This window comes from Paenibacillus brasilensis, assembly GCF_009363115.1.
Classification (GTDB): domain Bacteria; phylum Bacillota; class Bacilli; order Paenibacillales; family Paenibacillaceae; genus Paenibacillus; species Paenibacillus brasilensis.
This window is the reverse complement of record NZ_CP045298.1, coordinates 2,172,757-2,194,076: the sequence shown is the minus strand read 5'-3', so window position 1 is coordinate 2,194,076 and position 21,320 is coordinate 2,172,757. Positions and strand designations below refer to the sequence as shown.

Sequence of the window (21,320 nt, the reverse complement as noted above, 5' to 3'; positions counted from 1 at the left end):
ATAGTGGTTTGAACTATTTTACGATTCAAACTGGGCGTTTGCCGTTACTAGGACAGGTGTCCCTACATAGAAATAAGCTGATGAGGAAGGCTTATGTCATAAGCAGGGATGGTGTAAAGTAGATGGCACAAAAGTTGATAAAGAAAAGTACACGATTAACCGGAAGGATCGTAATTCCGGGCAATCCGTCATACAATACGGCCAGAATGGAGTTCAATAGGCGCTTTTCCAAATTTCCAAGGGTCATTGTTTTTTGCCAACGAACTCAGGATGTGATCAACGCAGTCAAATGGGCTCGTGAGAGGGGCATACGGCTACGAGTGCGCAGCGGACGGCATAGCTATGAAGGCTTCTCAGCTGTAAATGGCGGTATTATTATCGATGTGAGCGAGATGAATAAGGTTAAGGTTGATCAAAAAAATGGAGTGGCCATTGTCCAAACGGGAAATCCACTTGCCCGTGTGTACAAAAAGCTGTGGAATAAGCGCGTGGCAATTCCGGCGGGGACTGCGCCCGACGTAGGCGTAGCTGGGCTTACCCTGGGAGGAGGCATTGGACTTCTTTCCCGCAAATATGGACTTACGTGCGATAACTTGAAACAAGTGAAGATGGTCGTAGCTTCGGGGCGGTATGGGGCAAAGACGATTGTGGCAAACAGAAAGAATCATTCCGATCTGTTGTGGGCATCACGAGGCGGAGGGGGAGGGAACTTTGGTGTTGCTACAGAATATACATTTCGGGTTAGACCAATTTTATCGGTTTCTATATACAGTATTACGTGGAAATGGAGTGATCTTGAGAAGGTGTTACCGGCTTGGCAGCGCTGGGCCCCGTCTGTCACGAACCGCTTAACCTCAACCATTGAGGTGGCTGCCAAGCAGGTGGGAACCATTGTATCTACCGGGCAATTGCTTGGCGGTGCAGAGGAGCTGCGTCGATTGATTAGACCGCTCTTGCGAGCAGGCACTCCGGTGAAGGTGATGGTGAAGACAGTACCTTTTATTGAAGCAACCAAATTTTTTGCCGAATCGGACCTGAATTTGGAACCGAAGTTTAAAATAACCGGGGCCTACGGGTTCCAACCTTTGCCGCCTGAAGGAGTACGAATTATACGTGACTTTTTATCCAAAGCACCCAACAGGCATTCTAGCGTGTGGAGTCAGAGCTTAGGTGGTGCAGGAAGCGCGGTGAGTCGAGTATCGCCTACTGCAACGGCCTATCCTCATCGGAAGGCTGAGACAATCTACGAACTGTCAGCCCGCTGGAGAAACAACAGGAAGCAGGAGCGGAATATTCAGTGGGTGGAAAGGTTCCGCAGAGCGTTGCGTCCCTTTGTTAAAGGGGATTATGTGAATTTTCCCGATCTGCAGATTAAGAACTGGCCCAAGGCGTATTATGGCGTGAACTTTGGCAGATTGAAGCAGGTGAAACGTAAGTACGATCCTCATAATGTGTTTCGTTTTGCTCAGAGTATTCCAGTGGGTAAACAGGTCAGAAAATGACAATACGCACACCAGATTGAATTAAAACAAGGAGCTGACGGCGGCAGCTCCTTTAGCAATTTCGCCGATGGATCCGTTAAGCTGAACCTTATCATAAATAAAGGCAAGTTTTTGCTTTAGGTGGACATAATAGATTCATTGTGTGTGAAAGGAAGGAGCTGCACGACGAGGAAATGGATCATCTCTATGTAATCTTACCTGAAGAACCAGCGCCCAATGGTATAGAGCATTGTGAAATTTGCGAACTATCCAAGCAGCGGATCGTGTCATCTGGGGTGAAGGAAATCCGAAGGCCCCGCTTATGATGATTCTGGATAATCCCGGAGCCCGGGAGGATCGGGAAGGAAATTCGTTTCTATGCGGTACCCGAGAAACACTCCAATTCGGCATGAGAGAGGCGGGGATAGATGTAAACGATGTTTATGTCACCTATTTGCTAAAATGCCGACCGATGCGTGTCTACAATAAACCCGAGGCTAGAGCGGCGTGTCTCCCTCATCTACAGCAACAGCTCTTTCAGAAGCAGCCGCTTGTATTATTTGGATTTGGCAATGTCGTAGCGGAAGCAATATTCACAGATAAGGAGAGTGCCAGTGTCAAGGAATTACGAGGCAGCTGGTATGAGTTACAGGGTACACCCATCAGCTTCACCTATCACCCGCTTGCAGTAAGAAGACGACCCAATCTACTTAGGTTCTTCGTAGAAGATTTGAAAGCTTTGAAGGAGAAGTGGAAGGAGATTCAACTCGGCAGGATATAGATTGACGAATTCTTCTGAGAGCTTGCCGTTACCGTTCGGGGTTTGTTTTTGTCATTAAAGGAGAATATTAAAGGAAGACGGGAGAAAGGGGCTGGTTGTGCCAGCCATCTTTCATTTCTTTTTCTCCAGCTCTGCCTTTAATCTTGCATTCTCTTCCAACAGCTTTTGAACGTCCGGGACATCCTTGCCGGAAACCCAACCATACAAATCGTCTCTTGCTGCATACTCCGGCAATTGATCACGAAGTACCATTTTAATGTGCCGTACATCTTCAACATAATAGATAGGGATTTGTTCCATGACCGATTGCTTAAACTCTTGAAACTTCTGATAGTATTCAATTGCTGCGAAGTCGTATGGCTTTTGTCTTAATGCTTCATCTGTGACAACAAAAGCAAATCTAGGTTTGCCCGCTTCTCCGGCATACTCATACTCCCAATGCGTATAGCTCTTGGATTCATCAGGAAGCGTTAAACCATAGAATCCTCCGAGAATCAGGATATATACATCGGACTCGTCGATCCATCTCTTCCTAATTTTCATTGGACTTTCCTTGAAAGATTGCTCGATTCCAGCAGGGATATGACCGGCTTGAAGTACGGCTTCAACAGCGGTATGTCTTTCCTCAATAAGATCATAGTAAGTAGACGATATGTAAATTTGTAATTTTTTTCTCATAGGCCACCCAAATTAAAGAAATAGTATAAATAGAATCTACCACTCTCTCGCTTTATTTGTCAAAATTGACTGGGGTTTTCATGCGGCTAGCTTGCACCAGACGGTAAATAGGAGGCTTATTCGTGCAGAAGAAATGGAAGAGGAAGATTCGGAGAGGGCACGGTCTGCATTTTATAGAGATTTTGTAGAGGCTAGGATTTAAACTATGAAAAAAAGTTTTGGTGAAAGTGTAGTTATTAGGAAAATCCCCCCAAATGGGGCTGAGCTCCATCAAACGTTTGCGAAAACGAAGTACAAGCTTGTCTATCACGGGCAGATTGGCGCTTGGCTGAAGAACCATATTGTACCCGTCGTGGTAATGAACCTTGTAACGGTAATCCATGAGCGTCAAATGAAAAAAATTGCCGGGGACGACAAGCTGCTGCTGCAAATGATCGCGGCTATGGACGAAGGATCGCAAGTGTTGGAAGCCCTCGGTTATCCGCTAACAACAGCCCAGCAAGCCTTGTTTATCCATAAACGACCGACGCTGATGCGCTTGTTTATGAAAATTTATCATCTCTTGCCGATGAGCCGGCTGGTTGACGGATCTGTAGGCGAAATAGTTGCTTTAAGCAGCGTGTTTCACCATTGGAAGGAGCAAACAAGCGTCCTTACCCCCAACTGGGACCAACTGGAAAATCTGTTTAATGCCAAATTATCCTCTTCCGTCGGCTAATCCGCTTCAAATTTTTATTGGAGGTTATCTTTTTTTACCCAAGGGAGGATTAATACTAAAATATCTACTTTTTATAGAAATTAGGAAAAAGAGCTTATGATAAACCATGGTATTTCATTTCCAGTTGGATTGTGATTATCGGTATCGTCATCACGATGCTCAGCATCAATGGGGTGAGTGTAGGTTCCGAGATGAGGATAGAAGGTACAGAGTCAGAGCCGCAGAAGGTGCTCGATATCGGGGAGTGCCCTTATCCTGCCTTCTTGTGTGGTACCTGTTTTCTACTGCACTAAACTATCCAATTCCGGCTGCAATTTGTTCCGCAGAACATACAACATGATGGCTCCAACAAGAAAGGCGACGGTATCTGCAATGACGAGCGACCAGACCACCCCGTGGAAGCCGTTCATATGATTGGCGATAAACAACACAGGAATCAGAGTAATTCCTTGAATAACAGACATAATAAACGCGGCGGTTCCTTGCGCTGTTGCTTGGAAGATCCCCGTAAACAATGTGGTCATTCCTGTAATGAACAAGGATAAGAACGTCACATGTAGAATGTAGCTACCCATTTCGATTAATTGCGTGTCATTCGTAAATAAACCAATTAAGTGGTCGGAAACCAGATAGACGATGACGCCGAACACGATGGCTAACGCCACAATCGCTTTGATCGTGAATCCAATGGTTTGCTTCATACGTAACTTATTCGCTGTAAAAGAGAAGGCAATCAACGGCACGACTCCCTCGCATAAGCCCATCAGAATAAATTCAGGAAATTGCAATAAACGTGATGATATTCCGTAAGCCGCTACGGCCTGATTCCCATATTCGATCAGAAAACGGTTAAAGATGAGTGACATTGCACCCAAGAAGATACTCATAATAAAGACGGGAACTCCGATTTTGAATACATTGCTCAGAATGTCCTTGGTTGCCTTGAACCATTTTACGGAGACGGTTAAGGATTTGCTCTTATATCTCATATGGAAGGCAAAGAATATGCTTGCGACCAAGTTAGAAAGGACCGTAGCCGACGCAACCCCGATCACGCCCCAATGGAAGACGAAGATAACTAGTGCATCGAGAATAATATTCACGACAACACTGAGAATCATACCGATCATCGACGTGATGGCTGCACCCTCCGAGCGCACGATATTCTCCAGCGTGAAGAATAATACGACGAATGGTGAACCCATAAGCATAATCGTGACATATTCCTTCGTGAATCCGAAGGAGTCAGGCGTTGCCCCCAGGCCATGAACGATTGGATCGATCAACGGGAGGCCGACGGCCATCACGATAAGACCGAGAACTAAACTGCTGTAAAAGGCGAATGAAGACACATGCTTTACATCATCATATTTTTTCTCTCCCAGCAAACGGGAGATGAATGTACCGCTACCCATGCCAATCAAGTTGCCTAGCGCCATAATGATCGCGAATAACGGTAAGGTTAGTGCGAGTGCGGTTAACATAGCCGTATTGCCCAGTGTACCAAGGAAATAGGCATTCAAGATGGAATAGATGACACTTATTGACGTGCCTAGCATCATCGGTACAGCGAAGTGAGCTACGGCTTTTGTGACCGGTGCTTTTTCAAAGTAATTGAGGTTTTCTGCATCCATGCGGGTCACTACTTTCTTCATTATATTTTTGGCCTCTACTCTAACGGTGTTAGGTTGTGCCTTACAGTGTTAGATGATATCATGAACCTATGAACCTGTAAAGCATAAACTTACACTGTTAGATAAAAGGGCGGATACCGATGAAGAAACAGCAGCCTCAGATTTCGGAGGAAAAGATTTTGGGAACCTCGTGGGAGCTTCTTGGAGAGGAGGGTATCGAGAAATTCAGCATGAGACGATTGGCCGACCGGCTGGGGATTCAGGCTCCCTCTTTGTATTGGTACTTCAAGAGCAAGCAGAATCTCTATCAGCGTCTGGCCAACCAGGTATCGAAAATGATTCTGGAGGAGTTCCACTCCGAGGGGGACTGGAAGGAGCAGCTGACGGGGCTTGCGGTAACGGTACGGAGTGTGCTCAGCCGATATCCCTGCTCCACGCAGCTCATGATGATGACGCTGCCCCACGAACCGGATATCATCCGGTTCACCAACCGTATGCTGCTCTGTGTGGAATCGACGCCGCTTGAGCAAGAGCAGAAAATGCAAGTGGTTACTACGCTTGTGAACTATGTCTTCTACTTCGTTCTGGACGATTACCAACATGAGCGTAATGTTTCCGCTGTCCTTAAGGACCAGGGAGCAGAGGCGCTTCCGGGTGAGGAGATGATTCGCCTGCTGGACTCCATGAGCGAGACGGAAGCGGGACTGTTCCGGAGAATGTTCACGAACGGGCTGTTCGAGCTGATGGGGACCGACAGGGCGTTTGAGTTTGGCTTGAGGCTGATTCTGTTGGGGATTGAGCAAGTGATAAAGGAGCAGGAGAAGTAGAATGTAACAACTGCTTATCCGGTTTGGTCAAGACCCCATTTTATAGACACTGAAAAAAGACCCTAGGCTATAAGCTGCTTCCGGTATTCTTCCGGAGGCAGCTTATTAAAATGCGGCAGCCATGGACATAAAGCCCTAGGCTGCCGCTGCTTTTATTAAACTATTGCTTCCTGTTGGATTCGTATCATACCCATGTGCATGAGCTACTAACATTAACTGCATTGTAAAGATACTGCTATCGACCTTTGCAACTTCAACTTTTATTTCTTTTGGTAGAGTTGGATACATCGATAGAATGGTTTCGAGTTGACTATCTCGTACTTTGGCTGGCATTTTTCCTTGTTCAACGGCTATATTGTAAATTTCTTTAACATATAAATAGCTTTGGGTATCACCAAAAATGATTAATAACATGGCGGATGAAGTATCGTTTTGTAATGTATTGAAACGCACAAGAGGTCTTAGTTTCTCTTTTCCTTCCGGAGTATCCACCACAACTACACGCCAAGGCTGCATATTTGCAGAGGACGGAGCCAAACTGGCTTCCGAAATGATTTCGCTTATCTCTTCTTTCGATATTTTAATGGTCTCATCATAATTACGAACAGAACGTCGTCCCTTGACTATACTGGCGAAATCGTTAATTACAATATGGTTAAACATAGAATCTCTCATTTTGATAACATAAGATTTTTTTGACATTGTATATGTCGTTCATTATCATATTCGCATTATGCACTATGAACCGAGGTTTATAGCAAATCGATAAAGAGAGACCATATGATGAAAATAAATGATGTTTCAAAATTAACGGGTCTGCCAATATTAACATTGAGATTCTATGAACGTAGTAAATCAACAACTTAAATTATCATACAAGGTAGAGAAAAAGTAGTTGAGCAAAAAATCAAAGAAAATGAAGATATCCAGAAGCGGTTGAGAAAGTCGAAAAAATTCCTGCATGCAACCTTGGAAGGAGAAGCAAATTTTCAAACAAAGTGTTAATACTTGCCGTTAAAGACAGCTCGGTGAACCGTAACACAAGTAGAGCGAATCTTGTAAGGAACATGTATATCAACAGCTGAAGATATCCGATCCGGGTCACGAAGAAGTCATTCAGGTGGTACCGAGCACATAGGCTTCGAACTATTTGCTTTACGTATGCTGGTACTCCCCTTCCATACAGAAGGCCTGTTCCAAACGAACATGGCCTAACGGCCATCATCACGAATGAAAATGTCTTGGTTTGTGAATCTGAACCTCCCTTAATGGAAGTACAGGGCACAGGCCGAGATTTTTTTGGTAGGACATACGCTGAGTCTCAAACCAGCCGATTGTATCCGACGGGTATTGCCATTGGTTGTTATGAGCACTAAATTTAAAAATCCCACCGTTTTCATGCGGAATTCAAAACGTTGTTGACACGACACCAAATAGTGTCCTAGAATTAAAGTGACACCAAATGGTGTCCAATTGGGTAAAACAGATAATTGCTTAGGAGAGGGTGTTGTGAGAGAGAACGACCAGTTGAGGGATGTGTTTGACGCGATTGCAGATCCAACTAGGCGCCGACTCATTCGTCTATTATCAGAGGCGAAGGAGATACCGTTACATGAATTAACGGCACAGTTTCAAATGGGTCGTACAGCCGTATCCAAGCATTTGACCATACTTAGAGAGGCCGGACTGGTACTTGACCGTAAAGTCGGCAGAGAAACACTATTTAGGCTAAACGCCGCTCCACTCAGAGAAATTCAAGATTGGGTGGCCTTCTACAGCAAGTTCTGGAGTTCAAATTTATTACGCTTGAACCAACTATTAGAGGAGGAAGACGAATGAGTTTAACATTATCCCTGGATTTTGAGTACACGACATCCATCGAGAAGCTTTGGTCCGCTTTGACCGATTCAAGCAAGCTTGCTAAATGGGTGGCCAACATCCATACCGGTGAGGCGATGGAAAACGATTTTAAGCCTGTCGTAGGACACCGTTTTCAGTTTCGAACCCAGCCGACCGAATGGTGGAATGGAATTATCGAGGGTGAAGTACTTATCGTGGACGCACCAAACCGGGTGTCTTATACGTGGGTCAGCGGAGGAGAGAAGCACACGATTACCTGGACGCTGCAAGATTTAGGGGAAGGAAAGGTTAACCTTCATCTCGAACAAACTGGAATCTCAAGTGATCAGGCACTCAACGGAGCGAAGTATGGCTGGAGTAATTGGTGTGGCAAGCTTGAACAGGTAGTCGCTTAGACTGCCGCAATAGTCGTATTCCTTAGCTTAAAGAAGGGCACCCCTTTGGGAGCCCTTGAATTTCACTGTATAGATGATACGCTGGACCTTACCACAAGTAGTGGTAAAGCAGAGAATGAAGATAAAGGTTATCCAAAACGTGAACGATTACCTTGAATTATTTTTGGCATAATATATGGTAGATAAGAGGAAATTGAAGTTGACTATATGCGCAATTCTAGATTTGACCAAAATTTGTATCTCCAAAAGAAATAACTTGAAGAATGGCTTGGTTTTTGGTGAAATGTGAATTCCTGTTGCTTGGAAATAAAGAGAGAAAAGAGGGATGGAAATGTCCTATACCGTTGATTTTAAAGATGTGTCCACGGTTGGTTTAGAGTCCTCACCTGTAGTAGAAGCGCTTGCTGGTTTACGTGCGAATGAAGCTCGTTACTTTATGAACAAATACAAGCATGAATTTACAGTTGTTCCAGCTAGCGAAAGTCAGGAGAGCCTTGATTACGTGAACCGAATTTTGAAAGAAGAACGTGATATTGAGTTTGCGGCCAAACCTTTAGAAACATCGCGTTTTCAAGTGGAAAATATCCAATTTACCTACGTTTTTTATGAGGATGGTCTTGCGGTCAATGTCATGTATACGGTGGATGACCCTAAGAAGCGGGCCGTTGGCTTTAAGCTTTCTGAGGGGATGGAGGTACCACAGGAGTTAGAAGAGAAGTTTAAGTTTGCTAGGCAGAAGTCTAAACTAGCGGGAACGATTCGGGGCTCGTTTTTCGTAATTAAAGGAGAATATTAAAGTAAGCAAAATCAAACACGGGTTAGAGGGCTGTGACAGAGTAGGAGCAAGTAGCCTGTCGCAGCCCTCTTTTTATTTGTTTTTTTGTCGCTCCCGTTATACAGATGTCTTGGATTGAAGCGCGGCGCAAGCGAGAATGTCCTCGGTCGCGCGGATTCTGCCAATCCGTGGAAAGATGACCTTGCTCACATGCTCATGTTCTGCACTGCCCTTTGTGCCTCTGGGCAGATTAGGGATCCCATCGTTGGAGCCGTTGTGGTTGGAAGGTACGGTTTGCAATTCAGCGTTGCGTCCAGCGCGATCTTTATGGCGATAGCCGCCGCGTTGGCCGGTTGGTATGGACACCAACAACGAAAGCAGTTGATCCGGCATTTCTCTCTCGGAAACTGAAAATCGTTTCGTTTCACAACAATGACAAAAGCTGTAACCATTAACGATTAAGATGGGGTTAAGGAGCAATTGGAATCGAACAAAAAGGAGTGAATGAAGATGTCGAATGTTGGTTATATCGGCTCGGCAACAAGGGAATTCTTCCACTCGGATAATCTTCGGCTTTCTTACCTTGATTTTGGCGAGTGATTGCTCTGGATCAACGAGGACACGGTTGGAGCGAGCATCCTCGGCGAACAAAAACTATAAAATAAGGTCTTTGTTCGCCTCTTTTTTGTTGAACTAACGAACCCGTTAGCGTAGTGATCTAGCTATCCTTTATAATACGGTTCTCCGAAAGAAAGCACGAATCTCCTCGGCTAACAACTCAGGCTCTTCGAATGCAGCAAAGTGTCCACCTTGAGGCAGTTCAGTCCACCGCTGGATATTTGTATAGGTGCGCTCAGCCCACTCTCTAGGCGCTTTATTGACTGGTTCAACTGTTAAAGTAACCCCTGTAGGTACTTCAATTAGATGATCTGCCGGGTCATGCTTTCCAAAATGCTTATGATCATAATAAAGTCGCATGGAGGAGTTAATCGTCTCCGTTCCCCAGTAAATCATAAGATTGTTCAACAACTCGTCCTTGCTAAAGCGGCGTTCAATGTTTCCTGAACAGTCACTCCACTCCCGCATTTTTTCAATAATCCAGCCTGCCAACCCAACTGGCGAATCGTTCAAACCGTACGCCAATGTCTGAGGTCGGGTGGATTGCTGATGGTCATATGCTCGTTCTTCCTGTTCCCAGCGTTCTACTTTGGTTACATACGCTTGTTCCGCCGGTGTTAACGGCGCACCACCTGGACCAAGGTAAGGGTTACCAACAGCCATGATATGGATTCCAATTAGTTGGTCTCGATGATAACGGCCAAGGTTCGAAGTAACGCCAGCACCGATATCGCTCTCGTCATACTAATAACACCTGAATATCCAGAGACGCAGAAAAGGGCAGTCAGCATAACAACTGCCCAATCATCAATCTGCCCCCATCTGGAATAATAAGGGACATCTATCAGTTTATAACATGGTGAAAAAACGCGGGGAACCGTATCATAAGTAAGCACAAAGTCATCGTTAATTGAAGCGTCAAAGTATGGAGGTGCATTCCTATGTCGCATAATGAGATTACTATAAGAACGGATCTGATAGATCCCCATAGTTACTTAGACTTCAGATTAAATATAGACCTGTCCTTGAGCGGATAAAAGGAATATTCAAGGGATATATCTCGCAACGTCACTTCATGGAGGTATTCAGTGATCTATTCAATAAAAACACGCTGAAACATACGATATTAAAGGGACTTATCGAAGAAAAGTGGATTGGTTCTGTAAATATTGGTAAGAATAAAATCCTGTATTTGAAACGTAAGGCAACCATTTGTTTGTCTAGAAACAGTAAAAATGGGGATTTGAACATTCCTTCAGTTCGTCAAAGTTATTCGTAGCCTATTGATTGCAGAGTTGTACTTGCAAGGAACTGAAGGCTTTTCCGGACAAAGGAAAAGCCCCTACCACTGAGCCAATAGCGGAGGGGCTATGCTTAAAAGATGCTTCTCGGCCTCGTCCTTGCGGACGCTGTTGGCGTGGCAGACCGAGCTGCCCTGGCTACGGAAGCGTCCACATGGAGTCACAGAATGATCTCACCTTGTCGACGGATTTCCCGAAGGGCGTCTGATCTAAATTGGAGTTAGGCTGTACATGGGGTTCTGGCCTTTACCCAAATCCAGTATTACAAACTCGCGTAAATTGTAAAAGGGCACCCGGAAGGGTGCCCGTCCGAGCAGGATGGCTTCTGGTCTTCATAGCCGATCATGTTCAAGACTGCTGCGGTTTCAAGGTTCTCTTCTCTTAAGCGACCAAACTAATGAGATTGCCGTCGGGATCCTTGACGATCGCATAGCCCTCTCCCCAAGGTGTATCCTGCGGCACGAGATATCCGGTATAGCCCTTAGCCGTCAATTGACGGTACAATTCGTCCAGCGCTTCGCGGCTGTCGAACTGGAAGGCGATCTCCATCCGATACCCGACAGGCTTTTCACTGCCGCCTAGAATGCCTTCCGCCATTTCCCATGTGTCGAAGGCCAGGATAAGCCCGTTTTGCTCCACCTCTACGTGTTGTTCTTCGTCGGCGCTTGCCGGAATTTCCAATCCCAGCGTACGGTAGAAATTCAAAGCCCGTTCCATCCGCTCCACGAAAATCGCGATTCTCTTCACCTTAACCGTCATGCTTGACACTCCCATCGGTGTGATTTATTTTCACCCCTATTGTATCTTCGGAGTCGACGGTCAAAATAGGAAATATCGGACTTCTTCATCCCCGTTTGGTCAGGCGTTTAAAAGGCAACCCGTAGTAACGGGCGAAGGTATTGGCAAAATGAGACTGATCGTAATAGCCGTATTTCAGCGCAAGATCCGTCAAGCTGGAATAGTCCCCGCTGGCGAACTCCCGCAGAATACTTTGAAACCGGACGATCCCCAGCATCTCCTTTGGGCTTAACCCGAGCTCCCTGTGGAATGCCCTTCTCAGGTGCCTCTCGCTGAAATGAACCTGATCCGCCAAATCCGCCACGGAAAGATTGCCTTTGCAGGAATACATATACTGCATGCTTTGATATACCAGAGAAGGAGCAGGCCTATCGCTGTCCGTCAGCAATTGGTTTAATTTGTGCTCGACCCGTTCCATGATCTCCGTTGTTGTCTTGGCGGTCAGAATTTGTTCGACCCAATTCAGCCCTTCAAGGCCCCAGACATCTTCCAGGTAGACAGGGTGTTCCCTGAACGCCGAGAGGGGGAACTTCAATAACGTTCGGGCTGCTTCCGAATACATCCGAATGCCGAATATCGAACGAGCCTGGGCGAAATGCAAAACTTCGGTTCGAGTCGCCAGCCCTTTGACCCGGGCAGCTTTTCGGCTTGAGGGAGAACGAAGATCGACAACGATATCGAAGCAGCCATCCGGGATGACGCGATGCCATTGGCCCTCCGTTACCGGCTGATAGTTCATCGTCCAATAGAAGGCTACGATCGATTCCAAGCGGCGGCTCGGCGCATATTCCCGACAAAGGTACCAGGGTCGGCGCAGCTCCGGCTGCAATGCGGGTGTATGGATGGGACGATAAGGATGAGTCATCTTAACCTCTGCGTATTTTATAGTTGATAGTGGGTAGTCTTGCCTATTCACATTACCGCTTTTTGGAACCAAACGTGCCTTTTTCGTAGTATCAGAAGTTTTCTAAAACAATTTTTCCAATAGACCGTCCAGTTTCCAACTTCTCATGCGCTAACCTTAGGTTTGCTGCATTAATGGGTTCTAGTCGTTCATTTAGTGTAGTTTTTAATTTTCCATCATCGATTAAGTCCGCTAGGTCATTCAGCAATTCGTGTTGTTTAATCATGTCTTTGGTATGAAACATGGACCGTGTAAACATGAACTCCCATACAAACGTTACACTTTTAGAAAACAGCAAGTCCATTTTCAGGCTTCCTGCCCAGGTAGCCTTATCTGCGGGTACGATACAGCAAATTATACCTTGAGGGGTAATGACCTCCGCCATATTGGCTAGATGTTGTACAGTGTCATTCAAGCAAAAGATATAATCTACGGTGTCTATACCAAATTCTTTGAGCTGAGGTTGAAAAGGGTTGTTGTGGTTTATTATAAAATCCGCACTTAGACTTTTGACCCATTGAGTTGACTCTGGACGCGAAGCAGTACCGATGACAGTCAGACCTGCTAATTTGGCAAGTTGAATGGCAATCGATCCAACTCCTCCTGCTGCACCGATAATAAGTATATTTTTGTTTTCATTCGCGTTTAGGCTAATTCCTAAACGATCAAATAGGCCCTCCCATGCAGTTATCGAGGTAAGCGGTAATGCGGCGGCGGCTGCGAAATCCAAACTTTTTGGCATGTTTCCTACAATTCGTTCATCAACCAAGTGAAATTCACTATTACTGCCTGGTCGAGATACACTGCCCGCATAATAGATCTTGTCCCCAGGTTTAAACAATTGACAGTCAGGGCCAACTTGTTCTACGATTCCAGCAGCATCCCAACCAAGAATTTTCGGTGATTCGGCTTCGTAGTTATGTTTCTCGCGAACGCCCACGTCTGCAGGGTTGACAGAGATTGCTTTTACATTTACAAGCAAATCACGGCCCGTAGGTTCCGGTTTATCCAAATGCAGATCAATAAGGCTTTCCGGATTGGATATTGGGAGGTATCGGTAAGCACCGACTGCTTTCATCTTTTGGTGAGTATTCATGGGTATCCATCCTCTCAAATAGGAAATGTTGTACAGTTGCATTGTAAATCAATTCGATTACTTTAAGTAAGTACGCATATTTTTATGATATAGTATTAAAATTCAAACCTTTAGGGGGATAAGCTGATGGGAGACCGAAGAAACAAATATGGAGCGAGTCCGGATATGCAAGCATGTCCTGTTGAAACAACGCTGGATGTTATTGGTGGAAAGTGGAAGGGGATCATTCTCTATCAGCTTCTGGACGGAACGAAAAGATTCAATGAATTCAGGCGCCTCAATCCGGGAATTACGCAGTTTATGCTCACATTACAGTTAAGAGAGCTTGAACGGGATGGCATCATTCACCGCGAAATATATAAAGAGGTTCCGCCAAGAGTGGAATACTCCCTTACTGATTTCGGAAGGACTTTGGAACCGGTCATTATGTCTATGAAAGCATGGGGGGAGTCTTATAAAGTGTGGCTTAATGAAAATCGAGCGATACAAGGGGAGGAGAGTTAAAGGCAATTTGGGTAACAAGGCGGCGGGTACTGGGCCATAGCTACAAGAAGTAAAGAGAATATACAATGCATGTTCTATAATTTTAAGGCCATCCCGCAAAGGATGGCCCTAAAACTTGTCGATACAGACAGCGCTGAGAACCGTATCACAAATAATAGTAAAGCGAAAGCGGGCCATTACTATCTTTTTTCGTCATCCGTAATGTCCTTGGAGATAATCTTAATCTATAACACCAACCTCATGCAGCGAGAAATGTAGCAATACGTATTCTCCAAGGTGTAAACGGCTGATTTGTTTAAACAAAACAAAAAGAGATTTGTTCTTTAACTGAAACAAGTCTCTTTTTTTGATTTTCAATGGACTTATTTTTTTTTGACTAAACGATCTGGAAAAGATAAGATAGGTGTCAGAAAGGAGGTGTTCAATACATGGGGAGAAGCAAGGAATTCGATACGACGCTTGTGCTGCACAAGGCTATGGAGGTATTTGGCCACTATGGTTATGAGGGCACCTCGCTGCAAAATTTACTCGATGGGTTAGGTATAGCTCGCCAAAGTCTATATGACACGTATGGAACAAAGAGGGATCTCTTTATCTCGGCAGTGAAGCATTATATGAATGATAAAAGCGCTGCTGTCATTTCCTATTTGGAACGCCCCGGTTCGGCGAAGAAAGCTATTACCGATATCATTTATGAGGTTGTAGCCGTTCTGAAGGATGAACAGCGCCGCAAGGAATGCTTCATTATGCACAGTGCCATCGACCAAGTCCCTCACGATCCGGACATCGCAGAGTTCTTCAAACAAGATACGGCACGTTTGGAGCAAGCTTTTTATAAAGCATTAGTGCGCGCACAAAAGCAGGGTGACCTTAGTGAACGTCTAAACCCCCTTGCCCTTGCCCGATATTTGAATCAGGCGAGATATTCGTTAACCCAAGCTGCTAAATTAACCTCGGATCCGGAAGTTTTGGACGATATTGCAGCTGTTACTCTTACTGCGCTTGACCATTAATGGAGCGGTATGGATGCTCCATTAAATTTTAATCTTATTGGACCATTTGATCCGAAAAATGAAATGGTAACAAACGTAGTGTTGCGACACATCGCAAGCGGCGAATTGACGCGGTCTGTTTCCGGTTACTGAACCAATATGACTGACTGTTCACAACCATTTTGGACTTATTAGTCTAGAAAAAGAAAGGGAGTAATTGATATGCCTAAAAACGGTAAAATTCTAGTAACAGGTGGAAGAGGTAAAACGGGAAGCCGTATAGCTAAGCGACTTACAGATTTAGGATATGCCGTTCGTACGGCCTACCGCGGCACTTCCGCTCCAGGTAGCACAAATGAGCATGTGACCTTTGATTGGTTCGATGAGACGACGTTTGAACCGGCTCTAAAAAACGTGGATAAAATCTATTTGGTAGGTCCCCTTGCAGTCATGGACCCATCCAAGATCATGGTGTCGTTTCTGGAGAAGGCTTTAAGGGTAGGCGTGCGCCGGGTCGTCTTGCTTAGCAGCGCATCCGTGCCCGAAGAAGGGCCGGTGTTTGGCAACGTGCATAAGGCAATTCGTCAGCTTGTGCCGGAGTGGGCGGTACTACGTCCTTCTTATTTTATGCAAAATTTCACCGAGGGTCATCACGGGGCTCAAATTAATGGTGATGGGGTAATGATTACTGCTACAGGATCGGGGCAGGTTGGATTCGTTGATGCTGACGATATTGCTGAGGTCGGTGTGAGAGCGCTGATTGATGAGCAACCTCATAATACAGATCATGTCATCACGGGTCCTCAGTCCCTTAGTTACGCGGAAGCTGGAGAAATCATCGGGGCCATTGCAGGGCGAACCATCAAGCATGTGAATATTAGCACGGAGGAACTGGCGGCTGGGATGGTGAAACTGGGCATGACGGAAGACTATGCTTATTTTCTCGCAGGTCTGGATGAAGCGATCAGGCTTCACGGTACCGAAGATCAGGTTACGAGCACCGTTGAACGTGTAACCGGACGTCCACCCAGATCTCTGAATGACTTCGCAATCGCTCACGCCTCTTACTGGAAACAGAAATGAAAGCGGGTAAAACTATTCATTTTTATTTAATAGCGAACAAACGAATAAGGAGTGGTAAATATGACATTCAATCCGGCAGATAACGAAAAGGTGCGGGAAGCTTCACGGGAGATTTTCAGTAAGTTTTGCAAGTCTTTATTAGAGAAAGACATGAACCAATTTATTGAACTTTTTGATGACAATGCGCTGTTCGAGTTTCCTTACGCTCCTAAAGGCTTTACTCAAAAACTTGAAGGGAAGGCTGCCATTTATGAGTATATTAAAGACTTTCCTCAAAGGTTTGATATCTCACAGTTCAGTGAACCCACATTTCACTTCACGTTGAACCCCAACTTCATGGTCGTTGAATTCGGAATTGAGGAAGCGCAAGTCCTGACTACCGACAAGCCCTATCTTCAGAAGTATATCTCCGTGATCGAAACAAGGGACCATAGAATCGTACATTACAAAGATTATTGGAATCCATTAGTGGCGCTTACAGCGCTTTTGGATACAGCATCCATACAGAAACTATTTAAACGAACAATAATACAACAAAAGAACATCAAAAAAGGGTATCGCTTCAATTCCTCTTATGGTGATAGATCGCTTTATGTCAGGTAAGCCACCCAATCTCGTTGTTGAGGGGACACCATTCGTTTCTTCAGTTGGTGGAAAGAGGGGACCGTTCATGGCACGCCCACAGGCCGTACCGTCGAAGGCTCGAATATTTCGCCGGAACCGGGTTTCTTGCGCATCATCCAGCCCACAAAGCACTCCGGCAAGTTACAGTACGGTTGATTGGTGTAGGAATGAAGGGTTGCCACAATATAACGCCCGCCATAATGAACGATTTCATTACTACAATAATGTGGAGGGGAGCCAAAAAGGCATGATCTTGATGGGCAAAGCCATGACAGATTTATGTAAACCGGATCTGTACGATTTATTCAACCTCCATGCCAAGGCAAGAGGGGAGTTAGTAGATACAGCCAATCAGGCCGATGCGATATTCTCATTGGAAAGAGGGATTACTCCGTTTGATATCGAGCTAATTATGGCTGAATATGTGGTTTGAGTGCAGATACTAATGGATATCGTTCTCAATGAGAAGCAGCCTTGTGCTGCTTTTTTTCTGATGAGTTCTGCATAGAAGATACTTCTTTGTCGATTAATATACGTAGGATAAGGGTGACTATGGATCACCCGATAAGCCTGCTCGCATAATATGGATGTATGTAGATCATAATCCATTCATTATTGTATATCCTGGATGCATCCATTTCTTAGATTATGCGAAGGCTTCATTTTCGGTTAAAATAGTGCTAACGCAGAAAATAAACAAAATCAAGCCGTAAATCTTGTAAAAAGCTGAGTTCAATCCTTATTTTTGCGGAATGAATTCTCACTTTTTAACATAAATAGTCTATAATTATTATATGGTAGTTAGTTTTATTTTTAATAGACTATAATTTAGTTATAATGGAGACAGAAAAGGTATGTTCCTGAGTGGAGCCTTGCTTCTTGTATCACCTAAGCAGGAGGGCCTGCTCTTTTTTGCAAAAATAAGAGATAAGGAAGGTTTTTATGAGCAGCATTCAGAAAAAAACAGACGTTATCTTAATTGGTGCCGGAGTCATGAGTGCGACTCTGGGATCATTGCTGAAAGAGTTAGCACCGGAATGGGAAATTAAAGTGTTTGAGAAACTCGCAAACGCAGGAGAAGAAAGCTCTAACGAATGGAATAATGCGGGTACGGGCCATGCTGCACTGTGCGAGCTGAACTATACATCCGAGAAGCCTGACGGATCTATAGATATTAGCAAGGCTGTAAACGTTAATGAGCAGTTTCAGCTCTCAAGACAGTTTTGGTCTTTTCTTGTAACTAGCAATCTGATTCGTAATCCGCAGGACTTCATCAGGCCAATACCTCATATGAGTCTGGTCATAGGGGAGAAAGATGTATCCTTTTTGAAAAAGCGATTTAAAGCGCTATCAAAGGTTCCCCTGTTCCAAGGAATGGAATTTTCTGACGACCTTGAAAAGCTAAAGGAATGGATTCCGCTGATCATGGAAGGCCGTACCTCGAATGAACCGATGGCAGCAACCAAAGTCGACTCTGGAACAGATGTGAACTTTGGAGCTTTAACACGCATGTTGTTTGAGCATTTACAAAGTAAAGACGTTGAGATCAAATACAAGCATAATATTAAGGATATTAAACGTATGAGCGACGGCTCGTGGGAAGTCAAAGTGCATAATCTTGAAAACGGTAAAATCGAATACCATACGACCAAGTTCGTCTTTATCGGCGGTGGGGGCGGTAGTCTGCCTTTATTACAAAAAACGGGTATTCCTGAGTCCAAGCATATCGGAGGATTTCCGGTAAGTGGACTATTTATGGTATGTAATAATCCAAAGGTTGTCACGCAGCATCATGCAAAAGTATACGGTAAAGCTAAGCTGGGTGCTCCTCCCATGTCTGTCCCGCATCTGGACACAAGATATATCGGCAACGAAAAAGCACTGCTATTTGGGCCATTTGCCGGCTTTTCACCAAAGTTTTTGAAAACGGGTTCAAATTTCGATTTGGTCTGTTCTGTAAAACCCAATAACCTCTTGACGATGCTGGCGGCAGGCGCAAAAGAGATGGCGTTGACCAAATACCTGATCGAGCAGGTGATGTTATCGAATGAAAAGCGCCTGGAAGAATTACGCGAATTTATTCCAAATGCCCAAATCGAGGACTGGGGGATCGTGGTAGCAGGCCAGCGCGTGCAGGTGATCAAAGATACGGCGAGCGGAAGAGGCACACTTCAATTTGGTACGGAAGTGGTTAGTGCTGCTGATGGCTCAGTAGCTGCTTTGCTCGGCGCTTCTCCGGGTGCATCTACTGCTGTTAACGTTATGCTGGAAGTATTAGAAAGATGTTTCCCACAACATATGAAAGATTGGGAACCGAAATTAAAAGAAATGATTCCTTCTTATGGTGTGGCACTAGCGGAAAACCCAGAACTTTTCCAAAAAATTCATGCATCCACAACACAGACGCTTGGTCTGGGCGAAAAAGAACTGCTGCATCGTTAATTCGTGAATTTAGAAATAAATACAACGCCAAGCGGTGGGAAGTCTCCCCACCGCTAAAGTGCTTGCTTAAGAATACAAAATCTCGTCTAAGTGGTCAGATGTCCCGGTCGAACATTGGGCTTATCGGGACATTGTTGCAGCGACAACTCGGATTCGCTAGGATACATCGATAAGCGAAGCTTATCTGCACTTACTGCTGCGTGTACGGATCACATTCGGTCGGTTTCGGTCGGCGATTCCCCAAAAGACCTGGCCTGTCGCAACAAGAGTATCCGTACATGCAGAATAGTCCAGTTTGAATTTTCCTAATTTATTGGATGGGCGCAAGTACCAATGTCTTAACGATTTCTTCCTGATTTTTGTCCAAACCCAAAAAGATGGCAGTATAGTAAATACCGTTCTGCTTCCATAAGTAATAGGTTTGACTTCTGGTGTCCTTCTTGTTTGTTGTGCCGCGTCCATATTCATTGTAGACGTTATTGTTGTCCTCACCAACGGAAATGTCGATGCCGTTAATATCTAATTTGCGAATTACGGATAGTTTTGCAGCATTAACAATGGGAACCTTGCTCTGATAGAGGGCGAGTTCATCATTTATTTCATATATTTTAGAATTGTATTCTGCATGGTATATATTTTTAATTGAATCCGCGTCTGGCCTAAAATCGTAACCCGTGTTTTGATCTCCTGCCTGGAGCAGTAGCGAGTCAATAAGCTTAAGTTGGTTATTCGACAGGCCAATTGGGAACTTCACCTTAAAACCCAAAATTTTTTTTGCTTCCAGCAAATCCTTTTCGTCATATATAGGAAACGAATTTCCTTTTCCATCGTAGCTGACATTTTGGATTTGTTGGGGGAATGTAAAAGATAGCAACAATTTCTCCAGCTCGTTTTGCGAGATATTCGTCCAAAACTCAGGGTGACCTTCTCTGGAATGATTTTCACTATAGTAATTCATTGCATACCAGACTCCCTCATCCTGCCAAACAAAGCTTTTTTCCCTTTCCGGTTGATGGTATTCATAATTTTGAATTTGGGTTACTAATGTGCCTTTGATGCCGGCATACGTAACCTCATCTTGTTTGTAGGAACGGACTTGTGCATTCCCCCAAGATGCCGGAGCATTACTTCTGACATCCCCCGCCACCGATCGACTGTATGTTTGGAGTAAATTTCCCTTGGAGACGAGCAACGTGAATTTTTTTTCATCCGATTTTCCAAAGTTTGATACAAAAGTAATAGTAACTTGATTATCGATACGATTGACATAATTCTTAAGAACCTCGACATTTTGAAGTTGATAACCAGGAGGTAGATAATCGGGTACTTTGAACCGAAAACCGGAAAAGTCGTTTGCCCTTGCCAGACTAGGAAACCATTTTACCCAATCATTAAGACGTTCTACCTTCCATGAAGAAAAAGTTCCCTTCATGGAACCTACGTTTGGATCTACAGCTGATTCAGTATTCTTACCGCTCTTTAATGTAATAGCGAGGATTACGCCACTTAAGACAAGAACCAGAATTATTGCGGCGGCAGATAGTCTATACGAACCTTTTCTGAATTTTGCGATCATCGTGATTCTCCGTTTCATTTCATTATTGTTTTGAAAAAATGCGAAAGATTGATCGGGCAGGGAGAGCCTAGGGGAAAATAATGAAACCTTTTTCCATATACTTTGTTTACATCCGTAAATAATGCCTTAAATTTACTCTTGTACATAAAGCGTGTCAAGCGTAAACGTTTAGCCTCATGAATTAGAAGCATAGGCCAGCCCGATCAAGTACAAAGTCGGAATGGATGATAGTA

General features: G+C 44.6%; 19 protein-coding genes and 3 pseudogenes. 13 read left to right on the top strand and 9 right to left on the bottom strand.

Translation table 11 applies throughout. The features are described 5' to 3' along the window. Positions 1-122 precede the first annotated feature (122 nt). Positions 123-1,502 carry an FAD-binding oxidoreductase gene (locus GCU48_RS10310; RefSeq protein WP_152379946.1) on the top strand — a complete coding sequence of 460 codons (1,380 nt, stop codon included), beginning with the start codon at positions 123-125 and terminating at the stop codon, positions 1,500-1,502. A 173-nt stretch (positions 1,503-1,675) separates the two neighbouring features. Beyond that, positions 1,676-2,262, top strand: a pseudogene (locus tag GCU48_RS10305) (uracil-DNA glycosylase). 111 nt (positions 2,263-2,373) lie between these two features. On the opposite strand, the gene GCU48_RS10300 reads toward GCU48_RS10305, so the two are convergent. Then, positions 2,374-2,940, bottom strand: a complete 567-nt coding sequence (locus tag GCU48_RS10300) for a DUF4062 domain-containing protein (protein ID WP_152379945.1) — start codon at positions 2,938-2,940, stop codon at positions 2,374-2,376. Between the two features lie 205 nt (positions 2,941-3,145). Here GCU48_RS10300 and GCU48_RS10295 point away from each other — a divergent pair, with 205 nt between their 5' ends. Next, the gene (locus GCU48_RS10295; protein WP_152379944.1) at positions 3,146-3,658 is read left to right on the top strand and encodes a ketopantoate reductase family protein; all 513 of its coding nucleotides are present in this window, start codon (positions 3,146-3,148) and stop codon (positions 3,656-3,658) included. 281 nt (positions 3,659-3,939) lie between these two features. On the opposite strand, the gene GCU48_RS10290 is transcribed toward GCU48_RS10295, so the two are convergent. Continuing rightward, the gene (locus GCU48_RS10290; protein WP_152382138.1) at positions 3,940-5,292 is read right to left on the bottom strand and encodes an MATE family efflux transporter; all 1,353 of its coding nucleotides are present in this window, start codon (positions 5,290-5,292) and stop codon (positions 3,940-3,942) included. Between the two features lie 140 nt (positions 5,293-5,432). Here GCU48_RS10290 and GCU48_RS10285 point away from each other — a divergent pair, with 140 nt between their 5' ends. Next, positions 5,433-6,119, top strand: a complete 687-nt coding sequence (locus GCU48_RS10285; RefSeq protein ID WP_152379943.1) for a TetR/AcrR family transcriptional regulator — start codon at positions 5,433-5,435, stop codon at positions 6,117-6,119. 135 nt (positions 6,120-6,254) lie between these two features. On the opposite strand, the gene GCU48_RS10280 is transcribed toward GCU48_RS10285, so the two are convergent. Beyond that, positions 6,255-6,782 carry a nitroreductase family protein gene (locus tag GCU48_RS10280; RefSeq protein WP_152379942.1) on the bottom strand — a complete coding sequence of 176 codons (528 nt, stop codon included), beginning with the start codon at positions 6,780-6,782 and terminating at the stop codon, positions 6,255-6,257. An 846-nt stretch (positions 6,783-7,628) separates the two neighbouring features. On the opposite strand from GCU48_RS10280, the gene GCU48_RS10270 reads away from it, so the two are divergent. The 3 genes from GCU48_RS10270 (at position 7,629) to GCU48_RS10260 (ending at position 9,170) form a co-directional block, all read left to right on the top strand. Further along, entirely contained in the window at positions 7,629-7,958 is a 330-nt protein-coding gene (locus tag GCU48_RS10270) for an ArsR/SmtB family transcription factor (RefSeq protein ID WP_025716451.1), read from the top strand. Next, a complete protein-coding gene (locus GCU48_RS10265; protein ID WP_025716452.1) occupies positions 7,955-8,374 on the top strand; it encodes an SRPBCC family protein in 420 nt (139 codons plus the stop codon). Before GCU48_RS10270 ends, GCU48_RS10265 begins: the two co-directional genes overlap by 4 nt. A 331-nt stretch (positions 8,375-8,705) precedes the next feature. Then, positions 8,706-9,170, top strand: coding sequence for a DUF8821 family protein (locus GCU48_RS10260; RefSeq protein ID WP_025716453.1), 465 nt, complete (start codon positions 8,706-8,708; stop codon positions 9,168-9,170). A gap of 96 nt (positions 9,171-9,266) precedes the next feature. On the opposite strand, the gene GCU48_RS27330 is transcribed toward GCU48_RS10260, so the two are convergent. From GCU48_RS27330 to GCU48_RS10230, 5 genes are all read right to left on the bottom strand, one after another. Beyond that, the gene (locus GCU48_RS27330; protein WP_208812054.1) at positions 9,267-9,521 is read right to left on the bottom strand and encodes a hypothetical protein; all 255 of its coding nucleotides are present in this window, start codon (positions 9,519-9,521) and stop codon (positions 9,267-9,269) included. A 357-nt stretch (positions 9,522-9,878) separates the two neighbouring features. After that, positions 9,879-10,430, bottom strand: coding sequence for an alpha/beta fold hydrolase (locus GCU48_RS10245; RefSeq protein WP_152379940.1), 552 nt, complete (start codon positions 10,428-10,430; stop codon positions 9,879-9,881). A 1,019-nt stretch (positions 10,431-11,449) separates the two neighbouring features. Beyond that, positions 11,450-11,815: a VOC family protein gene (locus GCU48_RS10240; RefSeq protein ID WP_244316184.1), complete on the bottom strand. Its 366-nt coding sequence runs from the start codon at positions 11,813-11,815 to the stop codon at positions 11,450-11,452. Between the two features lie 97 nt (positions 11,816-11,912). Next, positions 11,913-12,731, bottom strand: a complete 819-nt coding sequence (locus tag GCU48_RS10235) for a helix-turn-helix transcriptional regulator (protein ID WP_152379939.1) — start codon at positions 12,729-12,731, stop codon at positions 11,913-11,915. Between the two features lie 91 nt (positions 12,732-12,822). Further along, positions 12,823-13,866, bottom strand: a complete 1,044-nt coding sequence (locus tag GCU48_RS10230) for a zinc-binding alcohol dehydrogenase family protein (protein WP_152379938.1) — start codon at positions 13,864-13,866, stop codon at positions 12,823-12,825. Positions 13,867-13,992: 126 nt separating this feature from the next. On the opposite strand from GCU48_RS10230, the gene GCU48_RS10225 reads away from it, so the two are divergent. From GCU48_RS10225 to GCU48_RS10200, 6 genes and pseudogenes are all read left to right on the top strand, one after another. Further along, a complete protein-coding gene (locus GCU48_RS10225) occupies positions 13,993-14,370 on the top strand; it encodes a winged helix-turn-helix transcriptional regulator (protein ID WP_152379937.1) in 378 nt (125 codons plus the stop codon). 428 nt (positions 14,371-14,798) lie between these two features. Beyond that, positions 14,799-15,383 (top strand): TetR/AcrR family transcriptional regulator, encoded by a 585-nt coding sequence (locus tag GCU48_RS10220; RefSeq protein WP_152379936.1) that lies wholly within the window; start codon positions 14,799-14,801, stop codon positions 15,381-15,383. A 201-nt stretch (positions 15,384-15,584) separates the two neighbouring features. Further along, complete coding sequence (locus GCU48_RS10215; protein WP_152379935.1) at positions 15,585-16,445, top strand: NAD-dependent epimerase/dehydratase family protein; 861 nt, start codon at positions 15,585-15,587, stop codon at positions 16,443-16,445. Positions 16,446-16,505: 60 nt separating this feature from the next. After that, positions 16,506-16,928 (top strand): annotated as a pseudogene (locus GCU48_RS10210) (nuclear transport factor 2 family protein); the annotation flags it as partial. A gap of 355 nt (positions 16,929-17,283) precedes the next feature. After that, positions 17,284-17,502 (top strand): annotated as a pseudogene (locus GCU48_RS10205) (cytoplasmic protein); the annotation flags it as partial. Between the two features lie 509 nt (positions 17,503-18,011). Next, on the top strand, positions 18,012-19,511 hold the full coding sequence (locus GCU48_RS10200) for a malate:quinone oxidoreductase (RefSeq protein WP_152379933.1): 1,500 nt from the start codon (positions 18,012-18,014) through the stop codon (positions 19,509-19,511). A 310-nt stretch (positions 19,512-19,821) separates the two neighbouring features. On the opposite strand, the gene GCU48_RS10195 is transcribed toward GCU48_RS10200, so the two are convergent. Continuing rightward, positions 19,822-21,087: a peptidase M56 gene (locus GCU48_RS10195; RefSeq protein WP_152379932.1), complete on the bottom strand. Its 1,266-nt coding sequence runs from the start codon at positions 21,085-21,087 to the stop codon at positions 19,822-19,824. Positions 21,088-21,320: the final 233 nt, after the last annotated feature.